This window comes from Scandinavium sp., assembly GCF_032012665.1.
Lineage (GTDB): Bacteria > Pseudomonadota > Gammaproteobacteria > Enterobacterales > Enterobacteriaceae > Scandinavium.
This window is the reverse complement of the sequence record NZ_DALZVG010000016.1, coordinates 85,767-101,900: the sequence shown is the minus strand read 5'-3', so window position 1 is coordinate 101,900 and position 16,134 is coordinate 85,767. Positions and strand designations below refer to the sequence as shown.

The following is a 16,134-nucleotide window of genomic DNA, read 5'->3' as shown; positions in this document are numbered from 1 at the left end:
TTTTGTTGTTTTCAATCAGGTACAGCAGCACGCCGGAGAGGAACGTAATGTCCGTGCCGGAGCGAATAGGCGCATAGATATCGGCCACCGACGCCGTACGCGTAAAGCGCGGGTCGACGACGATAAGCGTCGCATCGTTATTGTTTTTGGCTTCCATCGCCCAGCGGAAACCGACGGGATGGGCCTCAGCGGCATTGCCGCCCATTACCATCACTACGTTGGCATTTTTGATATCCACCCAGTGGTTGGTCATCGCACCGCGACCAAATGTTGGAGCAAGACTTGCTACCGTTGGTCCGTGTCAGACGCGCGCCTGGTTGTCTACCGCCAGCATCCCGAGGGAGCGGACAAATTTTTGTGTCAGAGTGCCGGTTTCATTGCTGGCCGCCGAGGCGCACAGCATCCCGGTAGAAAGCCAGCGGTTGACGGTGGTGCCTTCGGCATTTTTCTCAATAAAGTTGGCATCACGGTCGGCTTTCATCAGCTTCGCAATGCGCTCAAAGGCTTCATGCCATGAGATACGCTGCCATTTGTCGGAGCCTGGCGCGCGGTATTCCGGGTAACGCAGACGGTTTTCGCTGTGAATGTAGTCCAGCAATCCCGCGCCTTTCGGACAGAGCGCCCCACGGCTGACCGGATGATCCGGATCCCCTTCGATGTGGTAAATCGACTCGCGCACGTTCTTCGCGCCGTCCCCCTGGCTGTACATCAACAGCCCACATCCCACGGAGCAGTATGTGCAGGTATTACGAACCTCTTTGGCACGCAGCAGCTTAAAGTTGCGTGCCTGGGCCAGTGCTAATTTGGGGGCAAACCCCAGCACCGCCGCCGTCGTTCCTGCCATCCCGCCCGCGCAGATTTTAAAAAACTTTCTGCGACTGACGTCCATGATTCCCTCATTATTAATCAGGATAAAACGGGCCGGAATTTAGCACCCACAGCAGGTCACCTTTTGAGTCAAATCAAACTCTTCGGTGTGCCGCCACCTAATAGTCATTGCCGGTAGTTTTTCGTAACCCTTAGGGGTTATTGTTACAAAGTGATATAACCGTAAGCTTCGCTTTTCAGCTTTTGATAAAGAATTTGATGACTAAAAACAGAGCAACGTCCATTGGCCTGTTGGCTATTCTTCTGTGGAGCACGATGGTGGGGTTGATCCGCGGCGTGAGTGAAGGGCTCGGCCCGGTGGGCGGCGCGGCAGCAATTTACACCCTGAGCGGAATTCTGCTGCTGTTCACTGTTGGCTTTCCCAAAATTAAAACGTTCTCTCCACGCTACCTGCTTGCCGGATGCCTGCTGTTTGTCAGCTATGAAATTTGCCTTGCGCTCTCACTCGGGCTTGCCGCCACGCGTCAGCAGGCGATAGAAGTGGGCATGGTCAATTATTTATGGCCAAGTCTGACGATTCTGTGCGCCATTTTGTTTAACGGTCAGAAAGCCCGCTGGTGGGTGATCCCCGGGTTGCTCATTTCTCTGCTTGGGGTCAGTTGGGTATTAGGCGGCGATCAAGGACTGAACCTGGGAGAAATTAAGCAAAATATTGCCTCAAGCCCGCTCAGCTATATTCTGGCGTTTTGCGGCGCATTTATCTGGGCGGCCTATTGCACCGTGACGGCGAAATATGCCAAAGGGAAAAACGGGATTACGTTGTTCGTTTTACTCACCGGCCTGAGCCTGTGGCTCCACTATTTTTCCAGCCCCCAGCCCACCATGATTTTCAGCTGGCCGGTGATAATTAAACTTATTTTCTGCGCCCTGTCGCTCGGTTTCGCTTACGCAGCATGGAATATCGGCATTCTGCACGGCAGCGTCAGCCTGCTGGCCGTAGGCTCGTACTTCACGCCAGTGCTCTCTTCCGCGCTGGCTTCCTTCCTGCTGAGCGCCCCGCTGTCCTGGGCCTTCTGGCAGGGAGCCTGCATGGTGTGTGTCGGCTCCCTTCTGTGCTGGTACGCGACGAGAAACTAGTTACGCCGTCCGATGGGCTTTCGCCAGACCAAACCAGATACCAATCGTCAGAATCAGCATCATGCCGCCCGCGCTGAACAGCGCTACGCTGTGTGAGGTAATGAAAGCGGATTTAGCGGCATGCACCACCGAATCCGCAAGCGTCGGGGTCAAAGTTTGTGCCAGCTGCATTGCCTCACCGATGGACGAGCCCGCCTGGCTGGCCGCCTCCGTCGTCAATCCTTCCGGCAGAAGAATGGATGACGTGTAGCTGCGGGTCAGAATTAAACCAAACAGCGCAATGCCGAGGCCCGCGCCAAGCTCATAGGCCATGGTTTCAATTGCCCCGGCAGCGGCGGCTTTTTCCTTCGGCGCGGCAGCCATAATCGCTGCCGTTGAAGCCAGTAAGGCGCTGGCTGCACTGAAGCCTAACAGCGTCATCAGACCCCACGCCTGCCACTGCTGGGTGGTGAAATCGGTCATCGATAATCCGAGGAAGCTGAAGGCGCTGAGCGCCATTCCGCCCGTGGCGACCTGGCGCAATCCCAGACGAGAAACCAGCATCCCGGCAATCGGACCGCTGAATCCGCTCGCCAGCATCAGCGGCAGCATGAACAGCCCGGCTTCAAACGGTGTCTTACCGTGTACAAACTGCAGCTCCTGCGCCATCAGCAGCTCAAAGCCAACAAGCGTGATCATCGCGGTGACGGCCATCATCACGCCACTGAGAATAATGCGGTGCGTGAACAGACGCATGTCGATCATTGGCGTGCGGGCATTGAGCTGAATGCGCACAAAAGCGGTCAGCAGCGCCGCGCCGAACAGTAACCCAAGGCCGATAATCCACACTGCCATCACGCCCTTCATCGCCGTTTTGGCACTCCACACCAGCAGCAGAATCGCCACAATCAGCATCAGCGCATGGCTGAAGTTCAGCGGCTGTTCGCGACGACCTGGCTGTGGCGGCACTACGCGGGCGCTGAGTGCCAGCACCAGCAGCACAATAGGCACGTTAATGAGGAACACCGCGCCCCACCAGAAGTGCTCGAGCACGACCCCGCCGATAAGCGGACCAAACGCCGCACCGCCGGAACCGACCGCCGCCCACAGGCCGAGCGCCATATTGCGGTGCTTCGCTTCGCTGAACGTATTACGAATACCCGCAAGCGTTGCCGGAACGATCATCGCCGCACCGATCGCCAGCATGGCGCGGGCGGCAATCAGCCATTCCGCCGTCGGTGCAAAGGCTGCACACAAAGATGCCACGCCAAACAGACCGCTACCGGTCAGCAACAGGCGTTTAAAACCGATCCGATCGCCAAGCGCGCCCATCGGCAGCACCATCCCCGCCATCACCAGCGAGTAAATATCAATGATCCACAGCAGCTCGTTGCCGCTCGCACCGAGCGACACGCTCAGCGTTGGCGCAGCGACGTGCAATACCGTGGCATCAATGGCGACCGGAATATACACCAGCACGATAGCCACTAACGTTAACCATTGACGAAACATAACTTTTCCCTCTTCAGAACAATCCTGGACACCCGTCCAGATTGCGATCCTGCCTGAGAGTTGAACGCTCGTCCAGCTTTTTGTTATCATCGGTGCACTGCCACCAGGGACTGCAACTATGACCTATCTGAACCGGGAAGATCGTCGCGAAACCATCATGCGGGCCGCCATTGACGTGGCGCTGGAAGAAGGGTTCAGCGCCATGACCGTGCGTAATATCGCCAGCCGCGCGGGTATTGCCGCAGGCCAGGTTCACCACCACTTCACCTCATCAGGCGAGCTGAAATCCCAGGCGTTTGTCCGCGTGATCCGCGAAATGATGGCCCTGCCGCTGGTGCCGGAAAATGCCAGCTGGCGCGAACGCCTGTTTTCTGTGCTCGGCAGCGAAGACCGACGCCTTGAGCCCTACATTCGTCTGTGGCGTCAGGCTCAGCTGCTCGCCGACAGCGATCCGGAGATTAAAAGCGCTTATCTGTTGACCATGTCGATGTGGCACGGGGAAGTCGTCAGGCTGATCGTGGCCGGGCAGCAGGCCGGAGAGTTTACGTTCAGCGGCAGCGCCGAAGATATTGCTTGGCGGCTGATTTCGCTGGTCTGCGGGCTGGACGGCATCTACGTTCTCGGCATGGCGGAAGTCGACGACGCGGCCTTCAGCCGTCATCTGCATCACGCCATTGCCCTGGAACTCCATTAACATTTACAATTAGTAACACTTAAGCGCGGCGATATCCGGAGCCTGTTCGCGGGGCTGCGCTTTTTTATCTATTCTTCTTTCACATAACCCTAAAAAAGTCCTTATCTTTTAGCGGAACGTTTTGTTCCGTCGGTCTTCTGTTGCTTATTTTCACCACGTACTGTACTGGCGCGAACGAGGGCAATATGTCACAACAAGATGAGAAGAATAATCATTACCTTTTAAATAACTGGAAGCCGGAGAATCCGCAGTTCTGGGAAAATAAAGGCAAGGGCATTGCGAGGCGAAATCTGTGGATTTCCGTGGCCTGCCTGCTGCTGGCCTTCTGCGTCTGGATGTTGTTTAGCGCCGTGACGGTCAATCTGAATAAAGTCGGATTTAATTTCACCACCGACCAGCTGTTTTTATTAACCGCCCTGCCTTCTCTTTCCGGCGCAATATTACGCGTGCCCTACTCCTTTATGGTGCCTATATTTGGCGGCCGCTACTGGACGGTATTAAGCACCGTCATTCTGATTATTCCCTGCGTCTGGCTCGGCATTGTCATTCAAAACACCGCTACCCCGTACTGGGTATTTATTATCATCGCACTGCTGTGCGGATTTGCCGGGGCCAATTTCGCCTCAAGCATGGGGAATATCAGTTTCTTCTTCCCGAAAGCCAGACAAGGTAGCGCGCTCGGCGTTAACGGCGGACTTGGTAATCTCGGCGTCAGCGTAATGCAGCTGGTCGCGCCGCTGGTGATTTTCATACCGATGTACACCTTTCTCGGCGTACAGGGCGTGGCTCAGGCCGATGGCTCAACGATGTGGTTGACCAACGCCGCGTGGATTTGGGCTCCGCTGCTGCTGATTGCAACCATCGCCGCCTGGTTTGGTATGAACGATATCGCCAGCTCCAAAGCCTCGGTTGCGGAGCAGCTTCCGGTGCTCGGACGGCTGCATACCTGGATCCTGGCTCTGCTGTATCTGGCAACGTTTGGCTCGTTTATCGGCTTTTCAGCAGGCTTTGCGATGCTGGCGAAAACCCAGTTCCCGGATGTGAACATCCTCAAACTGGCATTTTTCGGGCCGTTCCTCGGCGCGCTGGCGCGTTCTGTCGGCGGGTTTATTTCCGACAAATTTGGCGGTGTGCGCGTGACGCTGATTAACTTCATCTTCATGGCAATTTTCAGCGCCCTGATCTTCTTCACCCTCCCCGGCGGCAGTTCGCCCGGTAACTTCACCACCTTCTACCTGGTCTTTATGGGTCTGTTCCTGACGGCGGGCCTGGGAAGCGGCTCGACCTTCCAGATGATTGCGGTGATTTTCCGCCGCATCACCGTCGATCGGGTCAAAGCCCAGGGCGGGAGCGAGGAGCAGGCCCAGCAGGAAGCGGTGACCGATACCGCCGCCGCACTCGGCTTCATTTCAGCCATCGGCGCCGTTGGGGGGTTCTTCATTCCGAAAGCCTTCGGCACCTCGCTTGCCATGACAGGCTCGCCTGTCGGGGCGATGAAAATCTTCCTCGTGTTCTACATCGTTTGCGTGGCGGTGACCTGGCTGGTCTACGGCCGCCGTAAAGCGGCGAAATCCTGATTTTCTGCCCGATAGCGCAAGCTTACCGGGCCTACAAGACCGCACAAATTACCTGTAGGCCGGGCAAACAACGTGCCGCCCGGCATCTGCAATATGGAGCAATGTCATGAGTAAATTACTGGACAGATTTCGCTACTTTAAGCAAAAAGGCGACAGCTTCGCTAACGGCCACGGTCAGGTCTACAACACCAACCGCGACTGGGAAGACAGCTACCGTCAGCGCTGGCAGTTCGACAAAATCGTACGCTCCACCCATGGCGTAAACTGCACCGGATCGTGCAGCTGGAAAATTTACGTCAAAAACGGCCTGGTAACCTGGGAAACTCAGCAGACCGACTATCCGCGCACTCGCCCCGACCTGCCGAACCATGAGCCTCGCGGCTGTCCGCGTGGGGCGAGCTACTCGTGGTATCTCTACAGCGCCAACCGTCTGAAGTATCCGCTGATCCGCAAGAGCCTGATATCGCTGTGGCGTGAAGCGCTGGAGCAGCACACCGATCCGGTCAGCGCCTGGAACGCCATCATGCACGACCCGGCAAAATGCCAGAAGTACAAACAGGCGCGCGGACACGGCGGCTTTGTACGTTCAAACTGGAAAGAGCTGAACCAGCTTATCGCCGCGGCGAACGTCTGGACCATTAAACACTACGGTCCAGATCGTGTGGCTGGTTTTTCACCGATTCCGGCAATGTCGATGGTCTCTTACGCTGCAGGCACCCGCTATCTTTCGCTGCTCGGCGGCACCTGCCTCAGCTTCTACGACTGGTACTGTGATTTACCGCCCGCTTCGCCGATGACCTGGGGTGAGCAAACCGACGTGCCGGAATCTGCCGACTGGTATAACTCGTCTTACATCATCGCCTGGGGGTCGAACGTGCCGCAAACGCGCACCCCGGATGCGCATTTCTTCACCGAAGTCCGCTACAAAGGCACGAAAACCATTGCCATTACGCCGGATTTCTCGGAGGTGGCGAAACTCAGCGATCAGTGGCTGGCGCCGAAGCAAGGCACCGACAGCGCACTGGCAATGGCAATGGGCCACGTCATGCTGCGCGAGTTCCATCTCGATAATCCAAGTGACTACTTCATCAACTATTGCCGCCGCTATACCGACATGCCGATGCTGGTTCAGCTTGAAGCGCGGGAAGACGGCAGCTATGTGCCGGGCCGCATGCTGCGCGCGTCCGATCTCGTCGACAGCCTCGGCGAAAGCAATAACCCACAGTGGAAAACCGTGGCTATCAACACCGCAGGCGATCTGGTGGTGCCGAACGGCGCAATTGGTTTCCGCTGGGGCGAGCAAGGGAAATGGAACCTCGAGTCACTGGCGGCAGGCACCGAAACTGAGCTGCAGCTGAGCCTGCTCGGAAATCACGATAGCGTCGTCGGCGTCGCTTTCCCCTACTTTGGCGGCAATGAAAACCCGCATTTTCGCAGCGTGAAACAGGAGCCGATTCTGGTGCGTCAGCTGCCGGTGAAACAGCTGACCTTTGCCGACGGCACCTCGGGCCCGGTGGTCAGCGTCTACGACCTGATCCTCGCCAACTATGGCCTGGATCGCGGCTTAGATGATCCGCTGGCGGCCAAAGATTATGGCGAAATTAAGGCCTACACGCCCGCCTGGGCCGAACAAATCACCGGCGTACCGCAGTATCACATTGCCCAGATTGCCCGCGAGTTCGCCGATACGGCACACAAAACGCATGGACGCTCGATGATTATTCTCGGCGCCGGGGTGAACCACTGGTATCACATGGACATGAACTACCGTGGGATGATCAACATGCTGATCTTCTGCGGCTGCGTCGGCCAGAGCGGCGGCGGCTGGGCGCACTACGTTGGTCAGGAAAAATTACGCCCACAAACCGGCTGGCTGCCGCTGGCCTTCGCGCTGGACTGGAACCGCCCGCCGCGCCAGATGAACAGTACCTCGTACTTCTACAACCACTCCAGCCAGTGGCGTTACGAAAAACTCACTGCCCAGGAGCTGCTCTCACCGCTGGCGGACGCCAGCAAATTCACCGGCCATCTGATCGACTTCAACGTCCGTGCCGAACGCATGGGCTGGCTGCCGTCTGCACCGCAGCTCAACCTGAATCCGCTGTCGATTAAGGAGATGGCGGAAGCAGCAGGCGTCACGCCTGCCGAGTACACCGCTCAGGCGCTGAAGTCCGGCGATATCCGTATGGCTTGCGAACAGCCGGACAACGGCAAAAACCATCCGCGTAATCTGTTCGTCTGGCGATCGAACCTGCTGGGATCGTCGGGTAAAGGCCATGAATATCTGCTGAAGTATCTGCTCGGTACCGAAAGCGGTATTCAGGGGGACGCACTCGGCGAAAGCGACGACGTGAAGCCAGAAGAAGTTGAATGGCAGGCGGCAGCCATTGAAGGCAAACTGGATCTGCTGGTGACGCTCGATTTCCGCATGTCCAGCACCTGCCTCTTTTCCGATATCGTTCTGCCAACAGCGACCTGGTACGAAAAAGACGACATGAATACTTCGGATATGCATCCGTTTATTCACCCGCTTTCTGCCGCCGTCGACCCGGCCTGGGAGGCCAAAAGCGACTGGGAGATCTACAAAGGCATCGCGCAGGCCTTCTCGGAAGTGTGCGTCGGGCACCTCGGCACCGAAACCGACGTGGTGCTGCAACCGCTGATGCACGATTCCCCGGCGGAACTTTCGCAGCCGTTTGAAGTGGCCGACTGGCGCAAAGGCGAATGCGACTACGTGCCGGGCAAAACCGGGCCGTCAATTGCCGTCGTGGAGCGCGATTACCCGGCAACCTACGAACGTTTCACTTCGCTCGGTCCGTTGATGGACAAGCTCGGCAACGGCGGCAAAGGCATTTCGTGGAAGACGGAGAGCGAGATCGATTTCCTCGGCAAGCTCAATTACGTCAAGCTCGATGGGCCGGCGAAAGGCCGCCCGCGTATTGAAACGGCCATTGACGCCTCTGAAGTTATCCTCGCCCTCGCCCCGGAAACCAACGGCCAGGTGGCGGTGAAAGCCTGGGAGGCGCTCGGCAAAATCACCGGCCGCGAGCATACGCACCTGGCGCTGAACAAGGAAGACGAGAAAATCCGCTTCCGCGATATCGTTGCCCAGCCGCGTAAAATCATCTCCAGCCCCACCTGGTCCGGGCTTGAGAGCGAACATGTTTCCTACAACGCAGGTTACACCAACGTTCACGAGCTGATCCCCTGGCGCACCCTTTCCGGCCGCCAGCAGCTTTATCAGGACCACCTGTGGATGCGCGCGTTTGGCGAAAGCCTGGTGGCCTATCGCCCACCGATCGACACCCGTAGCGTGAGCCAGATGAAGGAGATCCCGCCGAACGGTTTCCCGGAGAAGGCGCTGAACTTCCTGACGCCGCATCAAAAGTGGGGTATTCACTCCACCTACAGCGAAAACCTGCTGATGCTGACGCTCTCGCGAGGCGGGCCGATCGTCTGGCTCAGCGAGACGGATGCCAAAGAGCTTGGCATTACCGACAACGACTGGATCGAAGCCTTCAACGCCAACGGCGCGCTCACTGCCCGCGCGGTGGTCAGCCAGCGTATTCCACCGGGCATGACCATGATGTACCACGCCCAGGAACGCATCATGAATATTCCGGGTTCCGAAGTGACCGGGCGGCGCGGCGGTATTCACAACTCCGTCACCCGCATCTGCCCGAAACCGACGCACATGATTGGCGGCTACGCCCAGCTGGCATGGAGCTTTAACTACTACGGCACCGTCGGCTCCAACCGCGACGAATTCATCATGATCCGCAAAATGAAAAACGTGAACTGGCTGGATGACGAAGGCAACGATCAGGTCCAGGAGGCAAAAAAATGAAAATTCGCTCTCAGGTTGGCATGGTACTCAATCTCGACAAATGCATCGGCTGTCACACCTGCTCGGTGACCTGTAAAAACGTCTGGACCGGGCGCGAAGGCATGGAGTACGCGTGGTTCAATAACGTGGAAACCAAACCCGGTATTGGCTACCCAAAAAATTGGGAAGATCAGGGGCAATGGGAAGGCGGCTGGATCAGAGGTATCAGCGGCAAGCTCACCCCGCGCCTCGGCGGGCGCATCGGCCTGATGGCGAAGATCTTCGCCAACCCGGTTCTGCCTTCCATCGACGACTACTACGAACCCTTCACCTACGACTATCAGGATTTGCAGCGCGCGCCGGAAGGCAAACATCTGCCCACCGCCCGCCCGCGTTCGCTTATCAGCGGAGAGCGAATGAACAAAATCGAATGGGGTCCGAACTGGGAGGAGCTGCTCGGCGGCGAATTTGAAAAACGCGCCCGGGACCAGAACTTCGAAAACATTCAGAAGGAGATGTACGGCCAGTTCGAAAACACCTTCATGATGTACCTGCCGCGCCTGTGTGAGCACTGCCTGAACCCAAGCTGCGTCGCCACCTGCCCGAGCGGCGCGATTTACAAGCGTGAAGAAGATGGCATCGTGCTTATCGATCAGGACAAATGCCGCGGCTGGCGCATGTGCATCAGCGGCTGCCCGTACAAAAAAATCTACTTCAACTGGAAGAGCGGGAAATCCGAGAAATGCATTTTCTGCTATCCCCGTATTGAGTCCGGCCAGCCGACCGTCTGCTCGGAAACCTGCGTGGGGCGTATCCGCTATCTCGGCGTGCTGCTGTATGACGCTGACCGGATCGAAGAAGCCGCCAGCACCGAGCACGTGACCGATCTGTATGAGCGCCAGTGCGACGTGTTCCTCAACCCACACGACCCGAACGTGATTGAAGAAGCGCTCAAACAGGGTATCCCGCAGAACGTGATCGAAGCCGCGCAGCAGTCGCCGGTGTACAAGATGGCGATGGACTGGAAGCTCGCGCTGCCGCTGCACCCGGAATACCGCACGCTGCCGATGGTCTGGTACGTGCCGCCGCTGTCGCCAATTCAGTCCTACGCTGATGCAGGCGGCCTGCCGATGTCCGACGGCGTCCTGCCTTCTGTCGAAAGCCTGCGCATTCCCGTGCAGTATCTGGCGAATATGCTGGCGGCGGGCGATACCGCGCCGGTACTGCGCGCCCTGAAGCGCATGATGGCAATGCGCCACTACAAACGCTCGCAAACCGTCGAAGGCGTCACCGACACCCGAGCCATTGAAGAAGTGGGTCTGACCGTTGAGCAGGTGGAGGATATGTACCGCTATCTCGCCATCGCCAACTATGAAGACCGCTTTGTGATCCCGACCAGCCACCGCGAAATGGCCGCCGATGCCTTCCCGGAGAAAAACGGCTGCGGCTTCACCTTCGGCGACGGCTGTCACGGCTCTGATACCAAATTCAACCTGTTTAACAGCAAACGCATCGACGCCATTGATGTCTCCGGCGTGCGCCACCACGGGGAGGGAGAATAATGCCGATCCTCAAACTCATCGCTCTGATGCTGGAATACCCGGACGCGGCGCTGTGGGAAAGCCGCGACGAAGCTCAGGCGCTGGTCGCTCAGGAGATGCCCGCGCTCGCGCCCTGGGTGAACAGCTATCTGAGCGCTCCGCTGCTCGACAGGCAGGAAGCCTGGTGCGATCTGTTTGAACGCGGCAGTTCTATGTCGCTGCTGCTGTTTGAACATGTACACGGTGAATCCCGCGATCGCGGTCAGGCAATGGTGGATTTAATGGCGCAGTACGAACAGGCGGGCTTGCAGCTCGACTGCCGCGAACTGCCCGATCATCTGCCGCTGTACCTGGAATTTCTCAGCACGCAAACTCCGGAAGAAGCCAGAGAAGGACTGCAAAACGTCGCACCGATTCTGGCGCTGCTTGGCGGCAGGCTTAAGGAGAGGCAGTCGGCGTACTATCAGCTGTTCGACGCCCTGCTCAGAATCGCCAACAGCCCGCTGAGAAGTGACAGCGTCACGCCACAGGTCAAAACCGAAGTGCGCGACGACACCCGCCAGGCGCTGGATGCGGTGTGGGAGGAGGAACAGGTGAAGTTTATTGAGGATAACGCCACAGCCTGCGACAGTTCCCCGCTGCAAAGCTATCAGAAACGTTTTAGTCAGGACGTCGCGCCGCAGTACGTGGACGTCCGCGCCGGAGGCCCGAAATGAGCCAGTATCTGAACGTCTTCTTCTACGATATTTATCCGTATATCTGCGGTTCGGTGTTCATCATAGGCAGCTGGCTGCGCTATGACTACGGCCAGTACACCTGGCGGGCAGGTTCCAGCCAGATGCTCAACAAACGTGGGATGGTGATTTGGTCAAACCTGTTCCATATCGGCATCCTTGGGGTCTTCTTCGGCCATGCCTTCGGGATGCTGACGCCACACTGGATGTACGAATCCTTCCTGCCAGTTTCAGTGAAGCAGCAAATGGCGATGATTCTCGGCGGCGTGTGCGGCGTGATGACGCTGGTTGGCGGCGCAGGATTGCTTATCCGTCGTCTGTTTAACCCGCGCGTTCGCGCGACATCGACGACCGCAGATATCCTGATCCTGTCGATTCTGCTGATTCAGTGCATACTCGGCCTGTCGACCATTCCGTTCTCCGCCCAGCACCCGGACGGCAGCGAAATGATGAAACTGGTTGGTTGGGCGCAGGCGGTGGTGACATTCCACGGCGGTGCATCGACCCATCTTGACGGCGTCGCCTTTATCTTCCGCGTCCACCTGGCGCTCGGCATGACCATCTTCCTGCTGTTTCCCTTCACCCGCCTGGTCCACGTCTGGAGCGCGCCGGTGGAGTATTTCACCCGCAGGTATCAGGTAGTGAGATCGCGGCGCTGATTGCCCCTCTCCCTAACCCTCTCCCCAAAGGGGCGAGGGAACCAGACCATGCGATGTTCTCCCTCTCCTCTTTGAGGAGAGGGCCGGGGTGAGGAGAAAATTACTTCCCCGCCTCCGGATGCGTATCAAACGCCGCCATCACCGCCGCTAAATCCGCCAGCGAAAAGCCGTTTTTCGGATCGTCAACGCCCTGCCCGAACTTATCCTGCAACAACAAATACAGGCTCTCCACATCAGGTAAATTAAGTTGTTCAACGGTGTGACCGTTTTCCTGATGGGTAAAGTGGAAATTGGTCAGCGTCAGCTTGCCGCCGTCAGGTAGATGACGACACATCAGCAGATGATGGCGGAAGTGCGATTGCGGCCAGTGCGCCGACCAGAAGTTGCCGGCGACGTAATCGGAAAAGTATTGCTGCACCAAATCGAAGATGTACATCGACTGCCAGCGGTCGTGATGGCGGAACTGCAGCGTCCAGTCGTTGCCCTCATTCAGCAGACGATACACGCCGTGCGGCGTGGTTTGTTCTTTGTCGGCCTGTAAACGAATCGGTGCCGTCAGCGTCTGTCCACCGAAGCCCACGTCCGCAATCCAGCGCTCTCCGGCCAGTTCAACAACCAGCAGACGGTGCGTACGCGGGGGAAGCTGTGGCGGGTTAGCCAGAATCACTCGTCCCAGCACGCTGCGCACGTTAAAGCCAATTTCCCGTAGTACCCGCTCAAACAGACCGTTTTGCTCAAAGCAGTAGCCGCCACGCCGGGCCCCGATGAGCTTATCTTCCAGCGACTGATCGTCGAGCTGAATTTCACGCGGCAGAAGGACATCCAGATTTTCAAACGGGATGGTGCAGTTATGCCGCAGATGCAGCGCACGAAGCGTTTCAATATCGACCGCAACAGCATCGGACCAGTTAAGACGATTAAAATAAGCGGTTAAAAATGGGCTCATACGGCCTCCGTGCTTGAGATATAGTGTTTTTATAACGTATTTTTTTCACCCCATACGCGTTTTTGTGCGGTGACTTTTTCCGTTTGTGCGCGATACCTGTTTTCCGCATCCGGAACGCGCTTAAATGCAGCAAATAACCAGGAGAATTAGCTATGAGCCGTTTTCGCCCCGTAGAACTGAGGCATGCCAGCCGTCTGCTCAATCACGGCCCGACCGTACTGATCACCAGCTATGACGAGAGCATTGACCGTCGCAATATCATGGCGGCGGCCTGGTCGATGCCGGTGGAGTTTGAACCGCCGCGTATTGCGATTGTGGTGGATAAAAGCGCCTGGTCGCGCGAGCTTATCGAGCGCAGCGGGACGTTCGGTATCGTCATTCCGGGCGTGGATGCCGCGAACTGGACCTATGCCGTGGGTAGCGTCAGCGGACGCGATGAGGACAAGTTCAACTGCTACGGTATTCCGGTGGTACGCGGACCCGAACTCGGCCTGCCCGTGGTGGAGGAAAAATGTCTGGCGTGGATGGAGTGTAAGCTGCTGCCCGCGACCGCCGCGCAGGAAAAATACGACACCCTGTTTGGCGAAGTGGTTGCCGCCGCGGCCGATGAGCAGGCTTTTGTCGCCGGACGCTGGCAGTTCAACGGCGATCGCCGCAACACTCTGCATCATCTCGGCGCGGGCACCTTTGTGACCAGTGGACGGATGATCAAAGCAGCGGAATAAAAAAACCGCAGGTCATAAACCTGCGGCTTTCAGATTAAGCGTTACGCCAGCCTCCTGGTGCCGCTTGCCTGTTCCTCAGCTTATGTGCGGCAAGCGTTGCCACATCGGATAGGTGAAAAACAGCAGATGACACAGGTTCAGCCCGACATGGAACAGCACCGCGACCCATAATCTTCCGCTCAGCACCCAGGCTAATCCGTAAATCAGCCCCGCCAGCGTCGCGAAGATGACCAACAACATCCCACCAGCGTAATGCATTCCGCCAAACAGTAGCGAAGCGATAAGTAATGCCAGCACGGGATGCATTACCGAGGACAAACGCTGCTGAAGGTATCCCCGGAAAAGCGACTCTTCCGCGAGCGACACGAAGAATATATTCGCCAGCACAAACTGGAACAGCCACTGGGGCTGGTGTAGCTCGACCTTCAGACCGCCCAGCGCCACCGCGACCATCAGCAATACCGGCACGGCAACGACTAACGCCAGCCAGTGCCAGGGTTTGGTCCGTGGCCGGGTATCGGTGGTGAAAAGCGACTTCAGACAGATGAGCAATACAAACGGCACCAGCGCTTTATCGAAGTTGTAATACATCGAGAAGGGAGCGCTTTCCGGGCCCGCCCTGACGCCTTCCAGCACGCGGAGATTATGGAAACCGGGAATCAAATGCAGCATCAGCCCAACTGACGCCAGCACGAGCAGGATCTCAAGTAGCGTACGCGGCACCTTGCCGCTGAATTTGCAATATGCCCCGGCGATGATGGCTAACCCAGCCATAAACGTGAGGGCCCGCCAGTCAAGGACCTGGGTATATGCCCCAACCGCGGCGGTCACCATTAGCAGAATTACAGATATTTTTTTATTGAATTGAAGGACAAGAAGAGAGAGTGCCAGTAAATACCACATGTCGTTCCCTGAGATGATATAAAAAACCGGTAAACCGAGGTTTCATGAAGATAAATTTGCCCGGCGGCACGTTGTTAGCCGGACCTGTAAAACGCTGAGTGTCGGCCGGGTAAGGCTTTGCCGCCACCCGGCACAACAGTTACATACTATAACCTGGCTTCTTGATAAGCGTCTCCATCTGCGGCGCAATTTCCGTATCCCAGACCTGCGTCTTCCAGGCATCCTGCTGGACCTGATTCAGCGCAACGCTGATCGCGCCGTCCTTACTGCCCAGATGGCGGGTAATGGCGGCGGCGATGTCGGCCGCCAGGGCGGTTTTTTGCTCGTCGTTCAGGTCACGGGGAAAGCATTTGATATCTACGTGCGGCATGGCGATCTCCTGTTATGTGTCGCTTAAAACTATCACCTTCTCAGCCACTTAATTAGCGTTTTGTGCAGTTAAAATACCGTTGTCGCCCAATACCTTTTGCAGCGCCGGAAGCTGTGCTACCAGATCGGCAATTGCGCTTAGCCGTGGCGTATGTTCAGCAAACCATACCGCACGCGGTCCCCAGGTGCGCATCACAACAACATAGGCATCGATTAACGTGACATTGTCACCTAACGCATACGGCCCCACCAGCTGCCGATCCAGCCATTGATAAAGCGTTTTACGAAACGCAATACAGCTGTTTTGCAGCTGTTCTGGCGCATCCGGGGCAAAGCGCTGTGGGTAATCGGCATAGGTAAACGTGGGATAGACGTTGGCAACAATCCAGATCAGCAGCCGCTGAAAGAGCGCCCGCAGCGGTGAGCCGGACGGCGGAGCAAGATCGGGCCTCTCATCCAGGATCATCAGAGCAATGGCTGCGGATTCGGTCATGATAGTGCCATCATCCAGGCGAAGCGTAGGTACCTGGCACAGCGGGTTTATCTGCTCCAGCACGTCATGCTGCGGCCCCGGGGAATCAAAGCCGTCAACATCGACAAAATGATATGGCATCTCAGCCATCGTCAGCATCACTTCGCTGATAGCCGAGCCCCAGCCCGGCACGCCATAAAGCGTTAACATACGCAGTTCCTCCTTCAGGGCA

Annotated in this window: 14 protein-coding genes; 8 read left to right on the top strand and 6 right to left on the bottom strand. The window is 57.2% G+C overall.

Annotation, left to right across the window (positions count from 1 at the left end):
* Positions 1–889: molybdopterin-dependent oxidoreductase (locus RTU33_RS14070; protein WP_312628141.1), on the bottom strand; the 889-nt coding region annotated here is incomplete at its 3' end.
* Positions 890–1,086: 197 nt separating this feature from the next.
* Here RTU33_RS14070 and yddG point away from each other — a divergent pair.
* Entirely contained in the window at positions 1,087–1,965 is an 879-nt protein-coding gene (yddG, locus tag RTU33_RS14065; RefSeq protein WP_312628139.1) for an aromatic amino acid DMT transporter YddG, read from the top strand.
* Here yddG and RTU33_RS14060 read toward each other — a convergent pair whose 3' ends face one another.
* A complete protein-coding gene (locus RTU33_RS14060; RefSeq protein ID WP_312628138.1) occupies positions 1,966–3,456 on the bottom strand; it encodes an MFS transporter in 1,491 nt (496 codons plus the stop codon). It lies immediately after the preceding gene.
* 118 nt (positions 3,457–3,574) lie between these two features.
* Between RTU33_RS14060 and RTU33_RS14055 the strand changes: the two genes are divergently transcribed.
* The 6 genes from RTU33_RS14055 to narI all read left to right on the top strand — a co-directional run bounded on the left by RTU33_RS14055 (position 3,575) and on the right by narI (position 12,487).
* Complete coding sequence (locus RTU33_RS14055; protein ID WP_312628137.1) at positions 3,575–4,150, top strand: TetR family transcriptional regulator; 576 nt, start codon at positions 3,575–3,577, stop codon at positions 4,148–4,150.
* Between the two features lie 185 nt (positions 4,151–4,335).
* Positions 4,336–5,727 carry a NarK family nitrate/nitrite MFS transporter gene (locus RTU33_RS14050; protein ID WP_312628136.1) on the top strand — a complete coding sequence of 464 codons (1,392 nt, stop codon included), beginning with the start codon at positions 4,336–4,338 and terminating at the stop codon, positions 5,725–5,727.
* A 106-nt stretch (positions 5,728–5,833) separates the two neighbouring features.
* A complete protein-coding gene (locus RTU33_RS14045; protein ID WP_312628135.1) occupies positions 5,834–9,574 on the top strand; it encodes a nitrate reductase subunit alpha in 3,741 nt (1,246 codons plus the stop codon).
* The gene (narH, locus tag RTU33_RS14040; RefSeq protein ID WP_312628134.1) at positions 9,571–11,115 is read left to right on the top strand and encodes a nitrate reductase subunit beta; all 1,545 of its coding nucleotides are present in this window, start codon (positions 9,571–9,573) and stop codon (positions 11,113–11,115) included. Before RTU33_RS14045 ends, narH begins: the two co-directional genes overlap by 4 nt.
* Positions 11,115–11,810 carry a nitrate reductase molybdenum cofactor assembly chaperone gene (gene narW / locus RTU33_RS14035; protein ID WP_312628133.1) on the top strand — a complete coding sequence of 232 codons (696 nt, stop codon included), beginning with the start codon at positions 11,115–11,117 and terminating at the stop codon, positions 11,808–11,810. The genes narH and narW overlap by 1 nt, the downstream gene beginning before the upstream one ends.
* On the top strand, positions 11,807–12,487 hold the full coding sequence (narI, locus tag RTU33_RS14030; protein WP_312628132.1) for a respiratory nitrate reductase subunit gamma: 681 nt from the start codon (positions 11,807–11,809) through the stop codon (positions 12,485–12,487). The genes narW and narI overlap by 4 nt, the downstream gene beginning before the upstream one ends.
* Before the next feature lie 100 nt (positions 12,488–12,587).
* Here the strand turns inward: narI and nhoA are convergent, their stop codons facing one another.
* The gene (nhoA, locus tag RTU33_RS14025) at positions 12,588–13,433 is read right to left on the bottom strand and encodes an N-hydroxyarylamine O-acetyltransferase (protein WP_312628131.1); all 846 of its coding nucleotides are present in this window, start codon (positions 13,431–13,433) and stop codon (positions 12,588–12,590) included.
* 152 nt (positions 13,434–13,585) lie between these two features.
* Here nhoA and RTU33_RS14020 point away from each other — a divergent pair, with 152 nt between their 5' ends.
* The gene (locus tag RTU33_RS14020) at positions 13,586–14,158 is read left to right on the top strand and encodes a flavin reductase family protein (RefSeq protein ID WP_312628129.1); all 573 of its coding nucleotides are present in this window, start codon (positions 13,586–13,588) and stop codon (positions 14,156–14,158) included.
* Between the two features lie 75 nt (positions 14,159–14,233).
* Here RTU33_RS14020 and RTU33_RS14015 read toward each other — a convergent pair whose 3' ends face one another.
* The 3 genes from RTU33_RS14015 to RTU33_RS14005 all read right to left on the bottom strand — a co-directional run bounded on the left by RTU33_RS14015 (position 14,234) and on the right by RTU33_RS14005 (position 16,112).
* Positions 14,234–15,061 (bottom strand): CPBP family intramembrane glutamic endopeptidase, encoded by an 828-nt coding sequence (locus RTU33_RS14015; protein ID WP_312628128.1) that lies wholly within the window; start codon positions 15,059–15,061, stop codon positions 14,234–14,236.
* A gap of 139 nt (positions 15,062–15,200) precedes the next feature.
* On the bottom strand, positions 15,201–15,431 hold the full coding sequence (gene pptA, locus RTU33_RS14010; protein ID WP_312628127.1) for a tautomerase PptA: 231 nt from the start codon (positions 15,429–15,431) through the stop codon (positions 15,201–15,203).
* 48 nt (positions 15,432–15,479) lie between these two features.
* Positions 15,480–16,112, bottom strand: coding sequence for a glutathione S-transferase family protein (locus tag RTU33_RS14005; protein ID WP_312628126.1), 633 nt, complete (start codon positions 16,110–16,112; stop codon positions 15,480–15,482).
* Positions 16,113–16,134 lie beyond the last annotated feature (22 nt).

Coding starts and splice junctions, on each gene's coding strand:
- pptA (WP_312628127.1), bottom strand. CDS start 15,431: ATGCCGCACGTAGATATCAAATGCTTTCCCCGTGACCTGAACGACGAG.
- RTU33_RS14005 (WP_312628126.1), bottom strand. CDS start 16,112: ATGTTAACGCTTTATGGCGTGCCGGGCTGGGGCTCGGCTATCAGCGAA.
- narH (WP_312628134.1), top strand. CDS start 9,571: ATGAAAATTCGCTCTCAGGTTGGCATGGTACTCAATCTCGACAAATGC.
- nhoA (WP_312628131.1), bottom strand. CDS start 13,433: ATGAGCCCATTTTTAACCGCTTATTTTAATCGTCTTAACTGGTCCGAT.
- narI (WP_312628132.1), top strand. CDS start 11,807: ATGAGCCAGTATCTGAACGTCTTCTTCTACGATATTTATCCGTATATC.
- RTU33_RS14015 (WP_312628128.1), bottom strand. CDS start 15,061: ATGTGGTATTTACTGGCACTCTCTCTTCTTGTCCTTCAATTCAATAAA.
- yddG (WP_312628139.1), top strand. CDS start 1,087: ATGACTAAAAACAGAGCAACGTCCATTGGCCTGTTGGCTATTCTTCTG.
- RTU33_RS14060 (WP_312628138.1), bottom strand. CDS start 3,456: ATGTTTCGTCAATGGTTAACGTTAGTGGCTATCGTGCTGGTGTATATT.
- narW (WP_312628133.1), top strand. CDS start 11,115: ATGCCGATCCTCAAACTCATCGCTCTGATGCTGGAATACCCGGACGCG.
- RTU33_RS14055 (WP_312628137.1), top strand. CDS start 3,575: ATGACCTATCTGAACCGGGAAGATCGTCGCGAAACCATCATGCGGGCC.
- RTU33_RS14045 (WP_312628135.1), top strand. CDS start 5,834: ATGAGTAAATTACTGGACAGATTTCGCTACTTTAAGCAAAAAGGCGAC.
- RTU33_RS14050 (WP_312628136.1), top strand. CDS start 4,336: ATGTCACAACAAGATGAGAAGAATAATCATTACCTTTTAAATAACTGG.
- RTU33_RS14020 (WP_312628129.1), top strand. CDS start 13,586: ATGAGCCGTTTTCGCCCCGTAGAACTGAGGCATGCCAGCCGTCTGCTC.